This window comes from Streptomyces sp. enrichment culture, from assembly GCF_964273145.1.
GTDB lineage: Bacteria > Actinomycetota > Actinomycetes > Streptomycetales > Streptomycetaceae > Streptomyces.
Map to the genome: position 1 here is coordinate 4,131,572 of NZ_OZ186873.1, position 21,171 is coordinate 4,152,742.

The window sequence follows — 21,171 nt, forward strand, 5'->3', positions numbered from 1 at the left end:
CCTGTACGGTCGGACCCGACGACTCCAGGGGGAGTGGTGCGGAGAGACGGGGGAAGAGGACGGAGCATGTCGCGAGTGCCAGGGTGGCTGGGCCGGATCGGTGCCGGGCTGACGGAGATGAGCCGGCGGATCGACCAACGCCGGGCCGAGGCGGAGGCGGAGGACGCCGGCCCCGTGCCGTCCGCCCACCCCGCCACGGCGTCCGCCGAGCACGTCCCGCCGCCTCCGGACCACGCTCCCGCGGTCCGGCCCCGGCCCGACCCCGCGCAGGCCGTGCCGTGGGGCGTGCGCGTCGCGGCGGAGGTCGGCTGGCGCCTGCTGGTGCTCGCGGGCACCCTGTGGGTGCTCATGCGGGTGATCAGCGCCGTACGGCTGGTCGTGCTGGCCTTCGTGGCCGCGCTGCTGATGACGGCGGTGCTCCAGCCGACGGTGGCGCGGCTGCGGCGGGCGGGGGTACCGCGCGGGCTGGCCACGGCCCTGACGGCGTTCCTCGGCTTCGTCGTGATGGGGCTGATCGGCTGGTTCGTGACCTGGCAGGTCATGGAGAACATCGACACGCTCTCCGACCAGGTCCAGGACGGCATCGACGAATTGCGCCGATGGCTGCTGAACAGCCCGTTCCATGTGACGGACAAGCAGATCAACGAGATCGCCAAGAACCTGCGCGAGGCGGTCGGCGCCAACACCGAGCAGATCACCTCGATGGGCCTGGAGGGCGTCACGGTCGTCGTCGAGGCGCTGACCGGGCTGCTGCTGGCGGTCTTCTCCACGCTGTTCCTGCTCTACGACGGCAAGCGCATCTGGGAGTGGACGCTGAAGCTGGTGCCGGCGGCGGCCCGGCCGGGCGTGGCCGGCGCCGGTCCGCGCGCCTGGCGCACGCTCACCGCGTACGTCCGCGGCACGGTGGTAGTGGCCCTGATCGACGCCGTCTTCATCGGCCTCGGCATCTACTTCCTCGATGTGCCGATGGCCGTGCCGCTGGCCGTGTTCATCTTCCTGTTCGCGTTCATCCCGCTGGTCGGCGCGGTGGTCTCGGGCGCGCTCGCGGTCGTCGTCGGGCTGGTCACCCAGGGCGTCTTCACCGCCGTCATGACCCTCGTCGTCGTCCTGGCGGTGCAGCAGATCGAGGGGCACATCCTCCAGCCGTTCATCCTGGGGCGCGCGGTGCGGGTCCATCCGCTGGCGGTGGTGCTCTCGGTCTCCGCCGGCGGCCTGGTGGCCGGCATCGGCGGCGCGGTGGTCGCCGTACCGCTGGTCGCGGTGACGAACACCGTCGCCGGCTATCTGCGGGCGTACTCCCGCGAGGCCGCCCTGCGCCAGACCCCGAAGCCGCACGGCGCCACGGCGACGGACGCCGCCCCGGCGGCGGACACCCCGGCAACGGACACCCCGACCGCCGAACCCGAGGAACCGGGCCCGCGGGAGACGCCGCCTCGGTGAGCGGCGCGGGAAGACGGCACGGGGCCCCGCTCACCGGTGAGGTGAGCGGGGCCCCGTGTGTGTTCCCGCGGGCGGGGACGACTACTGGGCGAGGACCGCCTCGGCGTCCAGCGTGGCGCCCACGGCCTGGATCACAGCGGCGATCTTGAAGGCCTCCTGGATCGTCTCGCGGCTCAGGCCCGCCTTGCGCAGGACCTGCTCGTGCGAGTCCAGGCACATGCCGCAGCCGTTGATCGCGGAGACCGCGAAGGACCACAGCTCGAAGTCGACCTTGTCGACGCCGGGGTTGCCGATGACGTTCATCCGCAGACCGGCGCGCAGCGTGCCGTACTCGTGGTCCGACAGCAGGTGCCGGGTGCGGTAGAAGACGTTGTTCATCGCCATGATGGCGGCGGCCGACTTGGCGGCCGTGTACGCCTCCGGCGTGAGGTTCGCCTTCGCCTCCGGCTCCAGCTCGCGCAGCACGATGGGGGAGCGCGAGGCGATGGCGGTCGCCAGCACGGTGCCCCACAGCTGCTGGGCCGGCAGCTCGGAGTTGCCGATGACCGAACCCAGGTTGAGCTTCAGGTCCTTGGCGTAGTCCGGTATGGCGGACTTCAGGGAGTCGAGCGACATGTCAGGTCACTCCCCGGCCAGCAGCGCGACCGGGTCGAGCGTCTCGTCGCCCTTGGTCCAGTTGCAGGGGCACAGCTCGTCGGTCTGCAGGGCGTCCAGGACCCGCAGGACCTCCTTCGGGTTCCGGCCGACGGAGCCCGCGGTCACCATGGTGAACTGGATCTCGTTGTTCTGGTCGACGATGAAGACCGCGCGCTGCGCGAAGCCGTCCTCGCCCTCGATGCCGAGCGCGCGCATCAGCTCGTGCTTGGGGTCGGCCATCATCGGGAACGGCAGGTCGGTCAGGTCCGGGTGGTCCTTGCGCCAGGCGTGGTGGACGAACTCCGAGTCACCGGAGAAGCCCAGGATCTGCGCGTCGCGGTCGGCGAACTCGTCGTTCAGCTTGCCGAAGGCCGCGATCTCGGTCGGGCACACGAAGGTGAAGTCCTTCGGCCAGGCGAAGACGACCTTCCACTTGCCCTCGTAGGTCTTGTGGGTGATCGTCTCGAACTCCTTGCCCTTCTCCAGCGAGACGCAGGCGGTCAGTTCGAACTCGGGGAACTTGTCACCGACAGTGAGCACACGCTCTCCTTGCAGCGAAGAAACACTCAGTTTGCGAGTGTTTCCCATGGGTTGGACGTTGCCGATGTTGGCACAGGCCGCATTGATTAGGGAAATAGCTACACTCGGTCGAGTTGATCGACGGTTGCTATCAGTGATCGCAAATATGTGCAAGGATCCTGGAGGTACGGCCGTGGGAATGACCACGGGAAAGAGGCGCCAGCCCAGCCTGGCCCAGCTCCGCGCCTTCGCGGCCGTCGCCGAGCACCTGCACTTCCGTGACGCCGCCGCCGCGATCGGCATGAGCCAGCCCGCCCTGTCCGGCGCCGTCTCCGCCCTGGAGGAGACACTCGGTGTCACCCTCCTGGAGCGTACGACGCGCAAGGTCCTGCTCTCGACCGCGGGTGAGCGGCTCGCCGTCCGGGCCAAGGCGGTGCTGGCGGAGGTCGGGGCGCTCATGGAGGAGGCGGAGGCGGTCCGGGCGCCGTTCACCGGTGTGCTGCGCCTGGGCGTGATCCCGACCGTGGCGCCGTACCTGCTGCCCACCGTGCTGCGCCTGGTCCACGAGCGCTACCCGGCCCTGGACCTCCAGGTCCACGAGGAACAGACCGCCAGCCTGCTCGACGGGCTGACCGGCGGGCGGCTGGACCTGCTGCTCCTGGCCGTGCCGCTCGGCGTGCCCGGCGTCACCGAGCTCCCCCTGTTCGACGAGGACTTCGTGCTCGTCACGCCCCTGGACCATCCGCTCGGGGGCCGCGAGGGCATATCCCGCTCGGCGCTGCGCGAGCTGAAGCTGCTCCTCCTCGACGAGGGGCACTGCCTGCGCGACCAGGCGCTGGAGATCTGCCGGGAGGCCGGACGCGAGGACGTCCCGGCCACCACCACGGCGGCCGGGCTGTCGACGCTGGTGCAACTGGTGGCGGGCGGCCTGGGCGTGACACTGCTGCCGCGCACCGCGGTCCGGGTGGAGACCACCCGCTCCAGCCAGCTCCTCACCGGCTTCTTCGCCGACCCCGCGCCCGGCCGCCGCATCGCCCTCGCCATGCGCACGGGCGCCGCCCGCGGCGCGGAGTACGAGGAGCTGGCGGCGGCCCTGCGCGAGGCCCTGCGCGGCCTGCCGGTACGGACCGTCGGCCCCTGAGACCCGGCGGACCCCGCGCGGCCGGCTTCCGTACCGGTCCGCCGGAGCCGGCGCCGCCACCGGCCCGGTCCCGGCGGTCACTCCGTGCGCAGCCCGTCCGGCCGCATCAGCCGCAGCAGCGGCGGCAGGCTGAGCAGCGTCACCAGCAGGACGACCGCCGCGCCGACGCCGGTCATCCCCAGCACGCCCGCCCAGTCCACGCGCACCGGCGCGGCCGACATCCTCAGCAGCACCGAGCCCAACGCGATCCCCACCACCGAGGCCAGCAGCAGGCCCAGGGCGACCGGAACGGCCGTCTGCCACAGCACCGACAGGCTCAGCGTGCGCCGCCGCGTGCCGAACGCGACCAGCGCCGACAGCAGCCTCCTGCGCTCGCGCAGCTGCTCCAGCTGTGCGACCAGCAGGCTCGCGCCGATCAGTGCCAGCACGCACGCGGCGCCGACGAACAGGCCGGTGCGGACGGAGGCGAACCGGGGGGACTGCTCGGTGGCCGTCCAGTTCGCGGTGTACGTCATCGGGCCGATGGCCGCCGCGGTGTTGCGCACGTGCTCCCGCGCGTCCCCCACCGACTCGTCCAGCGCCACGTACACCTGCCCGGACAGCGCCGGGACGGCCGCGGCGGGCAGCGCCCCCCGGGTGAGGAGGAGACCGCCCCGGTCGGAGCCGGTCAGCCGGGTGTCCGGACGGGCCTGCTTCAGGTCCCGCGGCACCGGCCAGGCGACCTGGGCGGAGTTCGGGTCGCCGCCGTAGGCCGGGTCGAGGTACAGCGTGCGGCCCGGCTCGGCGAGCTCCGGCGTGTCGGTGTCCCACTCCGCCCCCGCGACGGCGAACACGTCGCCGTCCCGGCAGGACGGCAGCTCGGCGATCTGCCGCAGGGCCGCGCAGTCGCCGGCCGTCACCTGCGTGCTGCGCCGCGGGTCCCGGCGCCGGTCGCCGAGGACCCCCTCGTAGTAGGCGTACGCCGTGCGCACGCCCTCGGTGCGCCGCAGCTTTTCGGCGGCGGCGTCCAGCGGCGCCGTCCCCGGCACGTCCACCTGCATCTGCGCCCGGGTCAGGTCCCGGCCGGTGTCCCTCGTGTAGTCGTCCTCGACGCCCGCGAACAGCATCTGCAGCGCGATCGCCCCGGCGACGGCCACCGCGATGCCGTTGACCATGCGGGCCGCCGTACCGCTGCTCAGCTGGAGCCGGCGCACGGCCAGCTGCCAGGACACCGCGCCGCCGCCGAGCCGGGCGACGACCGTCTCCACCAGCCACGGCAGCAGCGCGGTCACGCCGACCAGCAGCAGCATTACGCCGCCACCGACGAGGTACTGGTTGAAGTCGCCGTGGGAGCGGCCCTTGCCGAGCATCGGGTAGAGCATCGCGAGACCGGCCGGCGGCAGCAGCAGCCGCCACCACAGCCGGCGCCGCGCGGGCCTGGCCGTGCGGACCACGCCGAGCGGTTCGACGACCACGCCGCGCAGCGCCAGCAGCGTCACCAGGACGGCCGCCGCCGGGACCGCCACCGCGACCAGCAGGGCCAGCAGGGGCGAGGGGTTGAGGTAGCCCGGGAACACACTGACGCCGAACACCTCGGCCCGGCCCGCCGCCTGGCGCCCGATCAGGAAGAAGACCGCGCCGAAGGCCAGACCCAGCACCGAGCCCGCCAGCGCCTCGCCGGCGGCGATCCGCCGGGTCGTCCGGCCGTCGGCGCCCACCAGCCGCAGTGCCGCCAGCCGCCGGTCGCGCCGTTCGCCGCCGAAGCGGACGGCCGCGGCGACGAAGACGGCCACCGGCATCAGCAGCACCACGAAGACGACCAGGACGAGCAGGAGCAGGACCGGGTCCATCCGCTCGGTGGAGCCGTCCGCGTACCCGAACTCCTCCAGGCGGACCACCCGGCCGCCGTCGATGTGCGGGGCGAGCCCCTCGGCACCCCGGTAGAAGGCGAGCTCCGCCGAGCCGACCAGGCCGCTCTCGCCGATCGTGCCGACGATCCGGTCCGGCAGCCGCTCGCGCAGCAGCTCCCCGGAGTCCGACTCCAGCAGTTCCCCCAGGGCGGGGGAGACCACCATCTCACCGACCGCCGGGAACTCCTCCACGCCCGGCGGCAGCGGCGCCCGCGGCCCCTCGGGCTCCAGCGCGCGCCCCCGCACAGTCTTGTCGCGGAAGTCCGTGTCGGCGTGGGCGACCACCACGGTGCCGTCCCCGGCGGGGATCCGGCCGTCGTGGAACGGGATGTCCGCGCGGGCCGCCTCCCGGTCGTGCCGGACGTCGAGCGCGTTCGGGATCGCCGTGGTCAGCAGCAGCAGCGCCACGCCCAGCCCCACGCCGACGGCCGTCAGCAGCGCCCGGATCCGGCCCTCGCGCCCGCCGGCGAACGCGAACCGGACGCCCAGGGCCAGGTCCGCGCCCCACCGCCGGGCGCTCATACGGCGTGCTCCATGTCCCGGGACTTCCCGTCCCGCACGACGATCTCGCGGTCGGAGTAGGCGGCCACCCGCGCCTCGTGCGTGACCAGGACGACGGCGGCGCCCGCGGACCGGGCGGCGTCGGTGAGCAGCTCCATCACGCGTTCGCCGTTGAGGGAGTCCAGCGCGCCGGTCGGCTCGTCGGCGAACAGCACCCGGGGACCGGTGACCAGCGCCCGCGCCACGGCGACCCGCTGCCCCTGCCCGCCGGAGACCTCGCCGGGCCGCTTCCTGCGCAGGTCGTCGACCTCCAGCCGCTCCATCCAGGACAGGGCGGTCCGCTCGGCCTCCTTGCGGGAGGTGCCGTTCAGGCGCAGCGGCAGGGCGACGTTCTCCACACAGGTCAGTTCCGGCACGAGCTGCCCGAACTGGAACACGAACCCGAACTCGCTGCGCCGCAGCGCGCTGCGCCGGGCGTCGTTCATCGCGGACAGCTCGCGCCCGTCGTAGGTGATCGTCCCCGAGTCGGGGGTGACGATCCCGGCGAGGCAGTGCAGCAGCGTCGACTTGCCGGACCCGGAGGGGCCCATGACGGCGACGATCTCGCCGGGGTGGATGGAGAAGTCGGCGCCGTCGAGCGCCGTGGTCGGCCCGTAGGCCTTGCGCAGCCCTTCGGCGGCGAGCAGCGAGCCGGTGGGGAAGGTCATCGGGTCACCGCCGAACGGAGTTTGCCGAGCCGCGCCGCGGTCAGCTCCAGCCAGCGCAGGTCGGCCTCCAGGTGGAACAGGGCGTGGTCGCAGACGAGCTGGTCGGCCAGGTCGCCCTTGCGCTTGCGGTCGGTGAGGACGCGCATGCTGCGCAGGTGCTCCGAGCGCTGGGTGTCGAGGATCCCGGCCGCGTCGCGGTCGGTGAGCAGTGCCAGGACGACCTTGGTGTACAGGGTCGACTGGAGGTACGGCTCGGGCTTCTCCGGCGTGGCGAGCCACCGCTCGACGTCGGTGATCCCGGCGTCGGTGATCGCGTACCGCTTGCGCTCGGGCCCGTCGCCCGCCTCGATGCCGTCGACCTCGACGAGGCCGTTCCTCAGCAGGCGGGACATGGTCGAGTAGACCTGCCCGTAGTGCAGCGGCCGGTCGTGGCCGAACTTCTCGTCGAAGGCCCGCTTGAGGTCGTAGCCGTGGCGGGGGCCGGACTCCAGGAGCCCGAGGAGGGTGTGACCGATGGACATGCCGGTCACTCTACACACGGTGTATACACCGCGTGTATACATGGCGCGCGCAGAGCTCGAGGGAACGGTGAATCCGCAGCTCAGGGCCGGTTGTCACGGTTCCGTCACGGGCGCCCGGCGCTTTTTCCGATGCCCGCGGCGGAACCGGTCGTCACTCCTGCCGGTCCCCCGGTTCCGCCGGGCGGTCCGACGGCCCGGGAGCGGCGGGCGGCCGTCCCCGGCGGGGGAGCGGGCCGGTGCCGCCGGGCAGGCGGCCGGCCTCGGCCAGGGCCCGGCGCAGCAGGAACTCGATCTGGGCGTTGGCCGAGCGCAGCTCGTCGCCCGCCCAGCGGGCCAGCGCCTCGTACACCAGCGGGTCCAGCCGCAGCAGCACCTGCTTGCGCTGCTGCGGCCGGCGCCGCGGAGCGGGGTCCCCGGACGGCGCGGTCACTGGTAGAGCGTCCCCGTGTTCAGGACGGGCTGCGCGGCGCGGTCCCCGCACAGCACCACCATGAGGTTCGACACCATCGCCGCCTTCCGCTCCTCGTCCAGTTCCACGATGTCCTGCCGGGCGATCCGCTCGAGCGCCGCCTCGACCATCCCGACCGCCCCGTCCACGATCTGCCGCCGCGCCGCGACGACCGCCCCGGCCTGCTGCCGCTGGAGCATCGCCGAGGCGATCTCCGGAGCGTAGGCGAGGTGGGTGAAGCGGGACTCGATGATCTGCACCCCGGCCGCCTCCACGCGCGCGTGCAGCTCGGCGGCGAGCTTCTCGGTGATCTCCTCGGCGTTGCCGCGCAGCGACAGGCCGTCCTCGTCGTGGGCGTCGTAGGGGTACTCGATGGCGATGTGCCGCACGGCCGCCTCGGTCTGGGTGGAGACGAACTCGAGGTAGTCGTCCACCTCGAAGGTGGCCCGCGCGGTGTCCTCCACCCGCCACACCACGACGGCGGCCAGCTCGATCGGGTTGCCGTAGGCGTCGTTGACCTTCAGGACGGCGGTCTCGTGATTGCGCACCCGCGTGGAGATCTTGGTGCGCGAGGTGAGCGGGTTCACCCAGCGCAGCCCGTCCTGCCGGATCGTGCCCCGGTACCGCCCGAAGAGCTGGACCACCCGCGCCTCGCCCGGCGCGACCATGTTCAGTCCGCTCATGGCCAGGAACGCGGCGAACGCCACCAGGATGCCGGCGACGATCAGCACGGCCTTGACGCCGGCGGCCGGGACCGTCGTCGCGGCGACGATCAGGCCGGCGCCGGCCAGCAGCCCGGCCAGGCCCAGCAGCAGGGCGAGCCCGCCGCCGACGCTGTGGGCCGGGAACTCCCGGACGCGGGGTGCCGGCATCTCCGGGACGTCGGCGGCGGCCTGGGTGTCGTGCGTGGACATGGACGGGTCCCCCTTCTCGTGCGGCACTTCGCGCGGTGGCGTGCGCGCGGTGCCACGCATAGCGTTCATTTATCCAAGTGATATCACTTTAACCTGTCATGACAACCCCGCGCCACCCTCGTGCGTCGGTTCCGTTGGAGCGGGTGCTGATTGTCACGTCCGTAAAAGACCGGATCGGGCGCCCTTTGTCGTATCTGACGGTGTTAGCTTTCTGAGCTGACCTGAGCGTGAAACCTGTGTGACTGCTGAGCACACGTGGACGAATCGGAGCGGATCGGACCGATGGGACGAGCGGAAGAGAGACGAGCGCGGCAGCGCGGTGGCCGCCGCGCGGCGCCGAAGCGTCGCCGCTCGTCGGGCGCGGCCGGGAAGGGCGGCATACGCCGGCTGTTCACCTGGAAGAAGATCCTCGGCACGGTCTTCGGCCTGTGCCTGCTCGGCATGGGCGCCTTCGTCGTGCTGTACCTGGTGATCGACATCCCCGAGGGGAACGCCGACGCCAAGCTGCAGAGCAACGTCTACAAGTACGGCGACGGCTCGGTCATGGCCCGCGTCGGTGAGCGCAACCGCGAGATCGTCAACCTGGCCAAGGTGCCCAAGGACGTCCAGCACACCTTCGTCGCCGCCGAGAACAAGACCTTCTACAAGGACTCCGGCGTCGACCTCAAGGGCACCGCGCGCGGCGTGCTCAACACGCTCGCCGGCAAGGGCGCGCAGGGCGGCTCCACGATCACCCAGCAGTACGTCAAGAACTACTACCTCACCCAGGACCAGACCATCTCGCGCAAGCTGAAGGAACTGGTCATCTCCCTGAAGCTGGACCGCGAGAAGTCCAAGGACTACATCCTCGCCGGGTACATCAACACCAGCTACTACGGCCGCGGCGCCTACGGCATCCAGGCCGCCGCCCAGGCCTACTACCGCGTCGACGCCGAGGACCTCACCGTCGAGCAGGGCGCCTACCTGGCGGCCCTGCTCCAGGCGCCGAACCAGTACGACTGGGCGATCGCCTCCGACACCGGCAAGCGGCTGGTCCGGGAGCGGTGGGACTACGTCCTGGACAACATGGTCGAGCAGCACTGGCTGGACGCCGCCGAGCGCCGGGCCATGGAGTTCCCGGTGCCCAAGGAGCCCAAGCCCGCCCCCGGCATGGGCGGCCAGACCGGCTACCTGGTGGACGCGGCCAACGCCGCGCTGGAGCGGCAGCTGGTCGCGCAGGGCAGCGCCGAGGACATGAAGCAGGCCCAGGCCATGGTCGAGGCCGGCGGCTGGACCATCACCCTCAACATCGACAAGAAGAAGCAGGCGGCGCTGGAGCGGTCCGTCAAGGCCCAGCTGACCGACAAGCTGGACCCCGAGGGGAACGAGGTCGACGCCAGGGTCCAGGCGGGCGCGGTCTCCGTCGACCCGAAGACCGGCGCGGTCGTGGCGATGTACGGCGGCATCGACTACCTGAAGCACTACAGGAACAACGCCACCCGCGACGACTACCAGCCCGCCTCCACCTTCAAGCCGGTCATCCTGGCCGCCGCCGTCGACGAGGACGCCACCACCCAGGACGGCACGCCGATCACGGCGAGCACGGTCTACGACGGCACCAGCAAGCGCCCGGTCGTCGACCACGGCCGCCGCGTCGGGTTCGCCCCCGAGAACGAGGACGACCGCGACTACGGCGACATCACCGTCCAGGAGGCGATGAACAAGTCCGTCAACTCCGTCTTCGCGCAGATGGGCGTCGACGTCGGCATGGACGAGGTGGTGGAGGTCGCCGGCAAGCTCGGCATGGAGACGGAGGGCATGCAGGCGGTGCCCGCCCAGACCCTCGGCTCGATGGGCGCGAGCCCGCTGGAGATGGCCGGGGTCTACGCCACCCTCGACCACCACGGCAGGAAGGTCACCCCGGCCGTCGTGAAGTCGGTCGAGCACAACTCCCGCCGGGTCGAGTTCCCCGATCCGATCGGGGAGCAGGTCATCAGCCGGGAGGCCGCCGACACGGTCACCTCCGTGCTGACCGGCGTGGTCGACGACGGCACCGCCCGCGTCTCCGTCCGCGAGAACCCGCTGCGCGGCGGCCAGCAGGTCGCCGGCAAGACCGGCACGTCCGACAACAACAAGTCGGCCTGGTTCACCGGTTACACCCCGGACCTGGTCACCTCCGTCGGCCTGTTCGGCGAGGACCCCAAGACCTACGCGCAGGTCCCGATGTACGGCGCGGGCGGCGAGGACCGCGTCAACGGCGGCGGGTTCCCGGCGCAGATCTGGGCGGCGTACACCTTCGGCGTGCTGGACGGGATCAGCCGGTTCGACCTGGAGACCAAGCAGGGCGCGGCGGTCCAGCCGACCCGGACGCCCACCGCGCCGCCGCCGACGACCGAGGAGCCCACCTCCGCGCCGCCGACGACCGAGGAGCCCACCTCCACGCCGCCGACGACCGAGGAGCCCACCTCCGCGCCGCCGACGACCGAGGAGCCCACCTCCACGCCGCCGACGACCGAAGCGCCCACCCAGACGCCGACGACCCCGTCGCCGACGGGGGAGGAACCGGAGAACCCGCTGTTGCCGAACAGGGCCGACGAGGAACGCTGAGACACGTGGGGGGCGCCCGGCAGCCGCCGGGCGCCCCCCACGCCGTCGCGTCACCGGTTCAGCTCGAACCAGACCACCTTGCCGGTGCTCAGCCGGGTCGCGCCCCACCGCCGGGCCATCCGGTTGACCAGGTACAGCCCGCGCCCGCCCTCGTCCGTGGCCCGCGCCTGCCGCAGGCGCGGCAGCTGCGGCACGTCGTCGCCGACCTCGCAGCGCAGCACGCCCGTGCGCAGCAGCCGCAGGGTGACCGGCCGGGAGGCGTACCGCACGGCGTTGGTCACCACCTCGCTCACCAGCAGCTCCACGGAGTCGGTGAGCTCCTCCAGGCCCCAGCGGGCCAGCTCCCGGCGGGCCAGGCGCCGGGCCCGGCCGGGGGCGGTCTCCTCCGGCTCCAGCTCCCAGTACGCCACGTCGCTCGGCGCGATCCCGTCGAAGCGGGCGGCGAGCAGCGCGATGTCGTCGTCCCGGTCGCCCGGGCCGAGCATGTCCAGCACCTCGTCGCACAGCGCCTCCAGCGGCGGCGCGTGGTCGGCCCCGGTCAGCTCGGCGGTCGCCTCCAGCCTCTCCCGCAGCTGCTCTATGCCGGTCCACACGTCCCGCAGCCGGGACTCCACCAGACCGTCGGTGTACAGCAGCAGGGTGGCCCCGGCGGGCGCGTCCAGCTCCACCGCCTCGAAGTCGACGCCGCCGACCCCGATCGGGGCGCCCGCCGGCACCGACAGCACCTCCGCCCGGCCGCCCAGGTGCAGCAGGACGGGCGGCGGATGGCCGGCGTTGGCGACGGTGATGCGGTGGGCGACCGGGTCGTACACGGCGTACAGGCAGGTCGCCATGCGGTCGGTGCCCAGGCGCTGGGCCTGTTCGTCGAGGTGGTGCAGCACCTCCTGCGGCGGCAGGTCGAGCCCGGCCAGGGTCTGCGCGGTCGTGCGCAGCTGGCCCATGATCGCCGCCGAGGTCATGGAGTGGCCCATGACGTCGCCGACGACGAGGGCGACCCGGCTGCCGGGCAGCGGGATGGCGTCGTACCAGTCGCCGCCGACCCGCGCGGTCTCCGCGGCGGGCAGGTAGCGGGAGGCCAGCCGCACCCCGGTGCAGCGCGGCAGGGTCTCCGGCAGCATGGTGCGCTGCAGTTCGTCGGCGATGTACGCCTCGCGGCCGTAGAGCACCGCCTTGTCGATGCCGAGGGCGCTGTGCGTGGCGAGCTGGGCCGCCACCAGCAGGTCGTCGGCCTCGAACGCGATGCGTTCCGGGCCGCGCAGGAACAGCGCCGCCCCGATCACCCGGCGTCGCCCCCGCAGCGGCGCGAGGATGGCGCGCTGTCCACCGGGCACCGCGAACCCGCCCTCCTCGCCGAGCAGTTCGGGGAGCGCGGCGCGGGCGGCGGGCGCGTCCGTGAAGACCGGCCGCACCCCGCGCAGCACCTCGGCGAGCGCGCTGCCCGGCCGCACCTCGCACAGCTCGGAGCCGACCGAGTCCAGCTCGGACGGCTCCGGCTGCACCGCCGGCATGAACCCGCCCTCGGTGTCGCGGTCGGCCGGTATCCGGTCGGTGCGGCGCAGCCGCAGCACCAGCGGGCCCGACGGCCGCTCGTCGCCCACCGGCAGCGGCTCGCGCAGGTAGACGAGGATCGCGTCGGCGAACGTGGGCACGGTGGCCCGGCACAGGCCCATCACGATCTCGTCGAGGTCCATGCCCCGGGCGATCCGCCGGGTCGCGGCCCCCACGAACCTCAGCCGGTCCCCGTCCCGGCGCATCGGCGTGGGCCGGCCGGGCGCGGGGACCTGCCCGGTACGGCGCTCGGGTCCCGCCGGCATCCCGGCGGCCGGGGCCACGACGGCGCCCGGCTGGGCCGGAACGCCTTCGGGCGCGGGCCGCGGCCGGTGCGTGTCGGGCTCGGCCGCCTGCCCGGCGACCGGCTGGGAGTGCTCGAAGGAACCGGCCGGGCCCGGCTCCGGGCCGGGCGGCGCCTCCGAGGCCCGTCCCTGGGCGCCCGGAGCGGGTAAGGCCATCGCACCGGGCGTGTGCGCCGGAGCGGGGGCAGGAAGCAGCGCCCCGCGGGGATCCGCGGGGTCGACGCCCGCCGTGGGGCGTTCGGAGGAGGTCGGGTGCTCCGTCACGCGTGTCGAATCCATCCGTCCGGGGCCACGCGCCGCGCGCGCGGTTCGTCCCGCAGAAGTCCCGATACCCGGTATACCTGCCCCAGGAACGGAATTCCCGTGTGGTCAGAGGCTGTTTTCGTGCCGTCGGCGGACCATCTGCGGTCCGTTCCGGCGGTGCCCTCGTCCCTTTCGCTCACGTCCTGCCGCCCCTCGGTGACGATCGGTCAAGCCCAGCGCGTGTTCCGCTCGTTGCCGCCGCGCTCCCTTGCGGAGGACGATCCTACGTTTCCTGCCCGGGGGCGTATCAAGGGTCTCATGGGGACACGTGCGCGGGCGTGCGGTCCCAGTCCTCCGGCAACGACGGTACCGGCCACGAGGGGTCCGGGCGCCAGTCCTGCCAGCCGTCGCAGAACGGCGGCCCCCAGGCGTCGATCACCTCCACCGCGGACCGCCCCGCCCGGCGCACCCGCTCGGCGAGAGCGGCGTCCATCAGCCCGTCCCGCTGGGCCTGCGCGAACTCGTCCTCGTCCCGCCAGTGCCAACGGCCGTCCGGCTGGACGGAGATGTCCAGGAAGTGGTCCTCGGAGTCGACGCCGCCCGGCCAGCGGGCCAGCGGCTCCTCCAGGTTCACGTACCAGTTCTTGAACCGCCAGCCCGGCTCCCAGAACAGCCACACCGACCAGGGCTCGCCCGGCCGCGCCAGCTTCAGCACACCGGTGCCGAACCACCGGTCGCGCTGCACGGTCCGCGGCTTGGTGTAGCGCGAGGCCAGCGGCTCGTGGTGGACCGGGGTGCCGTCGGCGAGCGCCGGCTTCACGCACTCGGTGCCCGGCGCCATCCACACGGCGAGCAGATCGGCGTCGTCCCGTACGACGGTGACGGGGCGCGCGATGTGTATGCGCGGGCCGGCGTTCTCCCGGTACCGCCACAGGATCTGGCTCCCGGGCGCCCAGCGGGGCGCCGCCCCTCCCGCCCGGGCCGCCGCCTCGGCGGCTCCTGCCGCCGTACCGTCCGCGTGCGCCGCCGCGCCGCCCGTTCCCGCCGCTGCCGTCACCGCTTCACCGTCCGTCATGGCCAGATATTAGGCACCCGGTACAAAGGACGCTGCGGCGCGCGTCACGGTTCGCACACCGGGTGCGCGGGCGGCGCGGACCCGGTCAGGGACGCGTCATCCGCAGGACGTCCAGCGCCTCGTCCAGCTGATCCTCGGTCAGGTCGCCGCGCTCGACGTAACCGCCCTCGATCACCACCTGGCGGATCGTCTTCCGCTCGGCCAGCGCCCTCTTGGCGACCTTGGCGGCCTCCTCGTAGCCGAGGTACTTGTTGAGCGGGGTGACGACGGACGGCGACGACTCGGCGTACTCGCGCGCCCGGTCGCGGTGGGCCACGATGCCGTCGACGGTGCGGTCGGCCAGCAGCCGCGAGACGTTGGCGAGCAGCCGGACGGACTCCAGCACGTTCTTGGCGATGACCGGCAGCATCACGTTGAGCTCGAAGTTCCCGGCGGCCCCGGCGGTGGCGACGGTCGCGTCGTTGCCCACGACCTGCGCGCACACCATGAGCACGGCCTCGGGGACGACCGGGTTCACCTTCCCCGGCATGATCGACGAACCGGGCTGGAGATCGGGCAGGGAGATCTCCGCCAGGCCGGTGCGCGGCCCGGAGGACATCCAGCGCAGATCGTTGGCGATCTTCGTCAGGCCGACGGCGATCGTCCGCAGCTGCCCGCTGGTCTCCACGATCCCGTCCCGGGCGCCCTGCGCCTCGAAGTGGTCGCGCGCCTCGGTGAGCGGCAGCCCGGTCGCGCGGGCCACCTCCTCGATGACGGCGGCGGAGAAGCCGGGCGGGGTGTTGATGCCGGTGCCGACGGCGGTGCCGCCCAGGGGCAGCTCGGCGAGCCGGGGCAGGGAGGCCCTCAGCCGCTCCACGCCGTACCGGACCTGGGCGGCGTACCCGCCGAACTCCTGCCCCAGCGTCACGGGCGTGGCGTCCATCAGGTGCGTCCGCCCGGCCTTCACCACGTCGGCGAACTCCTGCGCCTTGCGCTCCAGCGCCGCCGCCAGGTGCTCCAGGGCCGGGACCAGGTCCCGCGTGACGGCGGCCGTGGCGGCGATGTGGATCGAGGAGGGGAAGACGTCGTTGGACGACTGGGAGGCGTTGACGTGGTCGTTGGGGTGCACGTCGCGGCCCAGGCGCTCACCGGCGAGCGTCGCGATGACCTCGTTGGCGTTCATGTTGGACGAGGTCCCGGAACCGGTCTGGAACACGTCGACGGGGAAGTGGTCGTCCCACCGCCCGGCGGCCACCTCGGCGGCGGCCTCCTGGATCGCCCGGGCGATCTCCCCGTCCAGGACGCCCAGCTCGGCGTTGACCTTCGCCGCCGCCTTCTTGATCTGCGCCAGTGCCTCGATGTGCGCGCGCTCGATGCGCTGCCCGGAGACGGGGAAGTTCTCCACCGCCCGCTGGGTCTGGGCCCGCCACTTGGCGTGGGCGGGCACCCGCACCTCGCCCATGGAGTCGTGCTCGATGCGGTACCCGGCCCGGCCGGTCCCGTCCTGTCCCTCGTCGGTCATCGACGATCACCTCCACGTCTCACAGCGTCCGCGACGGGACCACTGTTCCCCGTGGAGGCGAACCGTCACCGCGTCCGTCAGCCCAGGCCGGGACCGCGCACCGGGATGGACGTGAAGGTCGGCTGCGGAGCCGGGTCCTGGAAGAAGTCGTTGCCCTTGTCGTCGACGACGATGAAGGCGGGGAAGTCCTCCACCTCGATCTTCCAGACGGCCTCCATGCCGAGCTCCTCGTACTCCAGGACCTCGACCTTCTTGATGCAGTCCTGCGCCAGGCGGGCGGCGGGACCGCCGATGGAGCCCAGGTAGAAGCCGCCGTGCGCGGCGCACGCGTCGGTCACCTGCTTGCTGCGGTTGCCCTTGGCCAGCATCACCTTGGAGCCGCCGGCGGCCTGGAACTGCTCCACGTAGGAGTCCATGCGGCCGGCCGTCGTCGGACCGAAGGAGCCGGAGGCGTACCCCTCGGGGGTCTTGGCCGGGCCGGCGTAGTACACCGGGTGGTCCTTCAGGTACTGCGGCATCCCCTCGCCCGCGTCCAGCCGCTCCTTGATCTTGGCGTGCGCGATGTCGCGGGCCACCACCAGCGGGCCGGTCAGCGACAGCCGGGTCTTGACCGGGTACTTGGTCAGCTCGGCGAGGATCCGCTCCATCGGCTGGTTCAGGTCGATCCTCACCACGTCGCCCTCGTCGAGCTGGGCGTCGGTGGTGTCCGGCAGGAAGCGCGCCGGGTCCCTCTCCAGCTGCTCCAGGAAGACGCCCTCGGCGGTGATCTTGGCGACGGCCTGGCGGTCGGCGGAGCAGGAGACCGCGAGGGCGACCGGGCAGGAGGCGCCGTGGCGCGGCAGGCGGATCACGCGCACGTCGTGGCAGAAGTACTTGCCGCCGAACTGCGCGCCGATGCCGATCTTCTGGGTGAGCTCGAAGACCTTCTCCTCCAGCTCCTTGTCCCGGAAGCCGTGGCCGAGCGGCGAACCCTCGGTGGGCATGTTGTCCAGGTAGTGCGCGGAGGCGTACTTGGCGGTCTTCAGCGCGTACTCGGCGCTGGTGCCGCCGACGACGATCGCCAGGTGGTACGGCGGGCAGGCGGCCGTGCCCAGCGAGCGGATCTTCTCCTCCAGGAACTTCATCATGGAGGCCTCGTTCAGGACCGCCTTGGTCTCCTGGTAGAGGAAGGACTTGTTGGCGCTGCCGCCGCCCTTGGCCATGAACAGGAACTTGTAGGCGTCCCCGTCGGTGGCGTACAGCTCGATCTGGGCGGGGAGGTTGGAGCCGGTGTTCTTCTCCTCCCACATGGTCAGCGGCGCCATCTGCGAGTAGCGCAGGTTCAGCTTGGTGTAGGCGTCGTAGATGCCGCGCGAGAGGGCCTCCTCGTCGCGGCCCGCCGTCAGCACGTTCTGGCCGCGCTTGCCCATCACGATCGCCGTGCCGGTGTCCTGGCACATGGGGAGCACGCCGGCGGCGGCGATGTTGGCGTTCTTCAGCAGGTCCAGCGCCACGAACTTGTCGTTGCCCGACGCCTCGGGGTCGTCGATGATCCGGCGCAGCTGCGCCAGGTGCGCGGGACGCAGGTAGTGCTGGATGTCGTGGATGGCCTCCTCGGCCAGCTTGCGCAGCGCCTCCGGCTCCACCTTCAGGAACGTCCGCCCGTCCGGCCCCTCGACGGTGGAAACGCCCTCGGAGGTCACCAGCCGGTAGGGGGTGGTGTCCTCTCCCTGGGGAAGCAGATCGGTGTACGCGAACTCAGGCATCTCGCCCATTCCTCACTCGACGGACTGCGGCTGGCCTCCATGGGCAGCGCCCACCAGCGTAGAACCTGCCGCCGGCGGTGGATCTGTGAGGTAAGGCTCAGTTCGCCGCGCCCGGCCCGCCGCCGGATCGCCTCCACCCCTAGGGCCTCTCGTTCGGATCATGCCGGGCTCGCGGGGCCTGGTGCCGTGCCTCGCCGCGTTGTCGTCGGTTGCCATGGCTCCGCCATGGCGCCCTCCTCCGCCTTGCGACGCACGGCACCAGGTCCCGCTCCCTGATCCGACCTGATCCAAACGAAAGACCCTAGTCGCGATCTATCGCGTTTCGCTACGCTGCTGCCGTGGACCTTCACCAGCACACACCGCAGCCGCAGCAGCCCGCCGCCCCGCCCGTCTCCGGGCTGCGCGCCTCGGACGCCGACCGGGACCGCGTCGCCGACATGCTCCGCGAGGCCCTCGCCGAGGGCCGTCTCACCGCGGAGGAGCACGCCGAGCGCGTCGAGGGGGTGCTGGCCGCCAGGACCGTCGGCGAGCTGGACGCGTTCGTACGGGACCTGCCCGCCGCGCACGAGGACCGGGGCGGCCGGGCCCACGCGCCCGCCCCCGGCCGCCCCGGAGCCGGCGCCCTCCCGGCCGGCCCCGACGAGAACGTCGTCGCGGTGTTCGGCGGCGTCGTCCGCAAGGGCCGCCGGCGCGCGGGCCGGCGGATCCACGCCTGGGCGGTCTTCGGCAGCGTCGAGATCGACCTCAGCGAGGCGGTCTTCGAGTACCAGCAGGTGGTGATCAAGGCGTTCGCGATCTTCGGCAGCGTCGAGATCCGCGTTCCGCAGAACGTGTCGCTGCACGGCATGGGCGGCGGTGTGCTGGGCAGCTTCGAGGTGGACGCCCTCGACTCGGCCGAGGCGGAGGCCCCCGTCGTCCACGTCGACGGCTGGGCCGTGCTGGGCAGCGTCGAGGCGCGGCCCCGGCGGGGCAGGGTCGTCGCGGACATCCTCGACCGGGTCCACCGCAAGGTCGACCGGAGCCTGCGCAAACACCTGGATCATTGACGGTCGTGAATCCGGCCGGTCCCGCGGCGGCCCGGCCGGCTCCCGCGCGGGTGTGACGACCCCGCGGAGCCGACGGATGGGAACTCAGTGCATAGGCGCGCACACAGTGGGTAGGCCTTGCTGCATCGTCTCTCGCTCGCGAAGCCGTCGTCAGGAGTAGACCGTGCTGCAACCGCCGCATTCGTCCCTGCAGGTAGCTGCCGTTCCGGCCCAGCGGGTGCCCGTGCGAGACAGGGACCACGACGCCCCCTGGCACACCGAGGCGGTGTGCCGGCGCGACGAGGCCGGCCTGTTCTTCGCGCCCTCCAAGGAGCCCACGGCTGCCCGGCTCTCGCGGGAGGAAGCGGCCAAGCGCGTCTGCGCGCGCTGCCCGGTCATGGTCGAGTGCCGCGAGCACGCGCTGCTCCAGCCCGAGCCGTACGGCGTCTGGGGCGGCCTCACGGCCGCCGAACGCCGCGTGGTCCTGGCCCGGCGCCGGCGCCGCGAGGTGGAGCTGAAGAAAGCGGCGCGCACGACCGGCCGCATAGCGGCGGCCGGTTAGCCGGCCGCCGCGAGACGGACGGGAAGCGCCCGGGAACGTCCGGAGGAAGGGGCACCCCTGCGCGCGGAGGGTGCCTCCTCCGGTGCCGCGGGGGCGGCGCCCCGGGGCGCGGGGGCTACTTCGCCCGGTCGAAGTCGATCGCGCTGTAGGCGCGCAGCTTGCTCAGCCGGTGCTCGGAGTCGATCCGGCGGACCGTGCCCGACTTGGAGCGCATGACGATCGACGACGTCATGGCGGTCTCGGAGCGGTAGCGCACCCCGCGCAGCAGTTCGCCGTCGGTGATGCCGGTCGCCGCGAAGAAGACGTTGTCGCCGCGGACCAGGTCGTCGGTGGTCAGGACGCGGTCCAGGTCGTGCCCGGCGTCGACGGCCCGCTGCCGCTCCTCGTCGTCCTTCGGCCACAGCTTGCCCTGGATGGTGCCGCCCAGGCACTTCACCGCGCAGGCCGAGATGATGCCCTCGGGGGTGCCGCCGATGCCGAGCAGCAGGTCGATGCCGGTGCCCTCGCGCAGCGCCAGGATGGAGCCGGCGACGTCGCCGTCGGAGATCAGCTTGATGCGGGCGCCGGTCTGCCTGACCTGATCGATCAGGTCCTGGTGGCGGGGGCGGTCCAGGATGCAGACGGTGACGTCCTCGGGCGTGGACCGCTTGGCCTTGGCGACCCGGCGGATGTTCACCGCCACCGGGGCGTCGATGTCGACGAAGTCGGCGGCCTCCGGTCCGGTGACCAGCTTGTCCATGTAGAAGACGGCGGACGGGTCGAACATCGCCCCGCGCTCGGTGGCGGCGAGGACGGCGATCGCGTTCGGCATGCCCTTGGCCGTCAGCGTGGTGCCGTCGATCGGGTCGACGGCGATGTCGACCTCGGGCCCGGTCCCGTCACCCACGCGCTCCCCGTTGAAGAGCATCGGCGCCTCGTCCTTCTCGCCCTCGCCGATGACGACGACGCCGTTCATCGACACGGTGTGGACCAGGGTCCGCATGGCGCGCACCGCGGCGCCGTCGGCGCCGTTCTTGTCCCCGCGCCCGACCCAGCGGCCCGCGGCCATCGCCGCGGCCTCGGTGACCCGGACCAGCTCCAGCGCCAGGTTGCGGTCGGGGGCCTCGGAGGGGACGTCCAGCTCGGACGGCAGGTGATGGTGCTCGGTCATCGGAGCGCACCTTTCTGATACGACGACGGCCGGATGAGGGTGTTGGCCACGACTCTATCGTTAGGCAGACAAAATGAGCAGGGGACCCCACGGATGAGCGCTCCGGGCACCTGCGACGATAGGAGGCGTGGCAGGTACGAACGGCAAGCAGAAGACGGCGCGGGACATGATCCTCTCCCTGGCCGTCATCGTGCTCGTGGGCGGCGTCATGTGGCTCTTCATCCCGCACGACGACGACGCGGAACCCGACGTCAGAAGGGTCGACTACCGGGTCGAGCTGCTCACCGCGCGCCGGGCCGCGCCCTACCCGGTCGCCGCGCCCGAAGGCCTGCCCGAGGCGTGGAAGCCGACCTCGGTCCGCTTCCGGGGCGACGACTTCGACCGCTGGCACCTGGGCTACCACGCCCCGGACGGCGAGTACGTGGCGGTCGAGCAGTCCACGGAGAAGCGCTCCCGCTTCATCGAGGAGGCGAGCCAGGGCGCGCGGAAGACCGGGGTCACCCAGGAGATCGGCGGCCGGACGTGGGTCCGGTACACGGGCGGCCGGTACGACGCCCTGGTGCTGGAGGACTCCCCGGCGGACGAGGGGGCCGGCGGCAGCGCCGGGCGTGCGACGACCCTCGTGACCGGCACGGCGTCGTTCGACCAGTTGGCGAAGGTGGCCGCGGCCCTGAGGACGGCGTGAGCCCGGAAGGCGCACGAGGAAGGCCCCCGG

At 72.6% G+C, this 21,171-nt stretch carries 18 protein-coding genes; 6 read left to right on the forward strand and 12 right to left on the reverse strand.

The window, feature by feature from the left end:
• Window positions 1–66 precede the first annotated feature (66 nt).
• Window positions 67–1,440, forward strand: a complete 1,374-nt coding sequence (locus tag ACSU6Z_RS18785; protein WP_437047135.1) for an AI-2E family transporter — start codon at window positions 67–69, stop codon at window positions 1,438–1,440.
• 81 nt (window positions 1,441–1,521) lie between these two features.
• Here ACSU6Z_RS18785 and ACSU6Z_RS18790 read toward each other — a convergent pair whose 3' ends face one another.
• Window positions 1,522–2,055 (reverse strand): alkyl hydroperoxide reductase, encoded by a 534-nt coding sequence (locus ACSU6Z_RS18790; protein ID WP_437047136.1) that lies wholly within the window; start codon window positions 2,053–2,055, stop codon window positions 1,522–1,524.
• 6 nt (window positions 2,056–2,061) lie between these two features.
• A complete protein-coding gene (locus ACSU6Z_RS18795; protein WP_437016700.1) occupies window positions 2,062–2,616 on the reverse strand; it encodes a peroxiredoxin in 555 nt (184 codons plus the stop codon).
• A 178-nt stretch (window positions 2,617–2,794) separates the two neighbouring features.
• On the opposite strand from ACSU6Z_RS18795, the gene ACSU6Z_RS18800 reads away from it, so the two are divergent.
• Window positions 2,795–3,736 (forward strand): LysR substrate-binding domain-containing protein, encoded by a 942-nt coding sequence (locus tag ACSU6Z_RS18800; protein ID WP_437047138.1) that lies wholly within the window; start codon window positions 2,795–2,797, stop codon window positions 3,734–3,736.
• A 77-nt stretch (window positions 3,737–3,813) separates the two neighbouring features.
• Here the strand turns inward: ACSU6Z_RS18800 and ACSU6Z_RS18805 are convergent, their stop codons facing one another.
• From ACSU6Z_RS18805 to ACSU6Z_RS18825, 5 genes are all read right to left on the reverse strand, one after another.
• Window positions 3,814–6,147, reverse strand: coding sequence for an ABC transporter permease (locus tag ACSU6Z_RS18805; protein ID WP_437047140.1), 2,334 nt, complete (start codon window positions 6,145–6,147; stop codon window positions 3,814–3,816).
• A complete protein-coding gene (locus ACSU6Z_RS18810; protein WP_437047142.1) occupies window positions 6,144–6,833 on the reverse strand; it encodes an ABC transporter ATP-binding protein in 690 nt (229 codons plus the stop codon). Before ACSU6Z_RS18810 ends, ACSU6Z_RS18805 begins: the two co-directional genes overlap by 4 nt.
• The gene (locus ACSU6Z_RS18815) at window positions 6,830–7,354 is read right to left on the reverse strand and encodes a PadR family transcriptional regulator (protein ID WP_437047144.1); all 525 of its coding nucleotides are present in this window, start codon (window positions 7,352–7,354) and stop codon (window positions 6,830–6,832) included. The genes ACSU6Z_RS18810 and ACSU6Z_RS18815 overlap by 4 nt, the downstream gene beginning before the upstream one ends.
• A 151-nt stretch (window positions 7,355–7,505) precedes the next feature.
• Window positions 7,506–7,784: a hypothetical protein gene (locus ACSU6Z_RS18820; RefSeq protein ID WP_437047145.1), complete on the reverse strand. Its 279-nt coding sequence runs from the start codon at window positions 7,782–7,784 to the stop codon at window positions 7,506–7,508.
• Window positions 7,781–8,716 (reverse strand): SPFH domain-containing protein, encoded by a 936-nt coding sequence (locus tag ACSU6Z_RS18825; RefSeq protein ID WP_437047146.1) that lies wholly within the window; start codon window positions 8,714–8,716, stop codon window positions 7,781–7,783. The genes ACSU6Z_RS18820 and ACSU6Z_RS18825 overlap by 4 nt, the downstream gene beginning before the upstream one ends.
• A gap of 282 nt (window positions 8,717–8,998) precedes the next feature.
• Between ACSU6Z_RS18825 and ACSU6Z_RS18830 the strand changes: the two genes are divergently transcribed.
• Window positions 8,999–11,302: a transglycosylase domain-containing protein gene (locus tag ACSU6Z_RS18830; protein WP_437047148.1), complete on the forward strand. Its 2,304-nt coding sequence runs from the start codon at window positions 8,999–9,001 to the stop codon at window positions 11,300–11,302.
• Window positions 11,303–11,352: 50 nt separating this feature from the next.
• Here ACSU6Z_RS18830 and ACSU6Z_RS18835 read toward each other — a convergent pair whose 3' ends face one another.
• The 4 genes from ACSU6Z_RS18835 to ACSU6Z_RS18850 all read right to left on the reverse strand — a co-directional run bounded on the left by ACSU6Z_RS18835 (window position 11,353) and on the right by ACSU6Z_RS18850 (window position 17,728).
• Entirely contained in the window at window positions 11,353–13,434 is a 2,082-nt protein-coding gene (locus ACSU6Z_RS18835) for a SpoIIE family protein phosphatase (RefSeq protein ID WP_437047150.1), read from the reverse strand.
• A gap of 280 nt (window positions 13,435–13,714) precedes the next feature.
• A complete protein-coding gene (gene fomD / locus ACSU6Z_RS18840) occupies window positions 13,715–14,473 on the reverse strand; it encodes a cytidylyl-2-hydroxypropylphosphonate hydrolase (protein WP_437047152.1) in 759 nt (252 codons plus the stop codon).
• Window positions 14,474–14,558: 85 nt separating this feature from the next.
• Complete coding sequence (locus ACSU6Z_RS18845; protein ID WP_437047154.1) at window positions 14,559–15,974, reverse strand: class II fumarate hydratase; 1,416 nt, start codon at window positions 15,972–15,974, stop codon at window positions 14,559–14,561.
• A gap of 77 nt (window positions 15,975–16,051) precedes the next feature.
• Window positions 16,052–17,728: a fumarate hydratase gene (locus tag ACSU6Z_RS18850; protein ID WP_437047156.1), complete on the reverse strand. Its 1,677-nt coding sequence runs from the start codon at window positions 17,726–17,728 to the stop codon at window positions 16,052–16,054.
• 329 nt (window positions 17,729–18,057) lie between these two features.
• Here ACSU6Z_RS18850 and ACSU6Z_RS18855 point away from each other — a divergent pair, with 329 nt between their 5' ends.
• The gene (locus ACSU6Z_RS18855) at window positions 18,058–18,765 is read left to right on the forward strand and encodes a DUF1707 SHOCT-like domain-containing protein (protein WP_437047157.1); all 708 of its coding nucleotides are present in this window, start codon (window positions 18,058–18,060) and stop codon (window positions 18,763–18,765) included.
• Window positions 18,766–18,928: 163 nt separating this feature from the next.
• A complete protein-coding gene (locus ACSU6Z_RS18860; RefSeq protein WP_437016678.1) occupies window positions 18,929–19,306 on the forward strand; it encodes a WhiB family transcriptional regulator in 378 nt (125 codons plus the stop codon).
• Window positions 19,307–19,421: 115 nt separating this feature from the next.
• On the opposite strand, the gene glpX is transcribed toward ACSU6Z_RS18860, so the two are convergent.
• Complete coding sequence (gene glpX, locus ACSU6Z_RS18865) at window positions 19,422–20,456, reverse strand: class II fructose-bisphosphatase (RefSeq protein WP_437047159.1); 1,035 nt, start codon at window positions 20,454–20,456, stop codon at window positions 19,422–19,424.
• 127 nt (window positions 20,457–20,583) lie between these two features.
• Here glpX and ACSU6Z_RS18870 point away from each other — a divergent pair, with 127 nt between their 5' ends.
• A complete protein-coding gene (locus ACSU6Z_RS18870; protein WP_437047161.1) occupies window positions 20,584–21,141 on the forward strand; it encodes a DUF4245 domain-containing protein in 558 nt (185 codons plus the stop codon).
• Window positions 21,142–21,171: the final 30 nt, after the last annotated feature.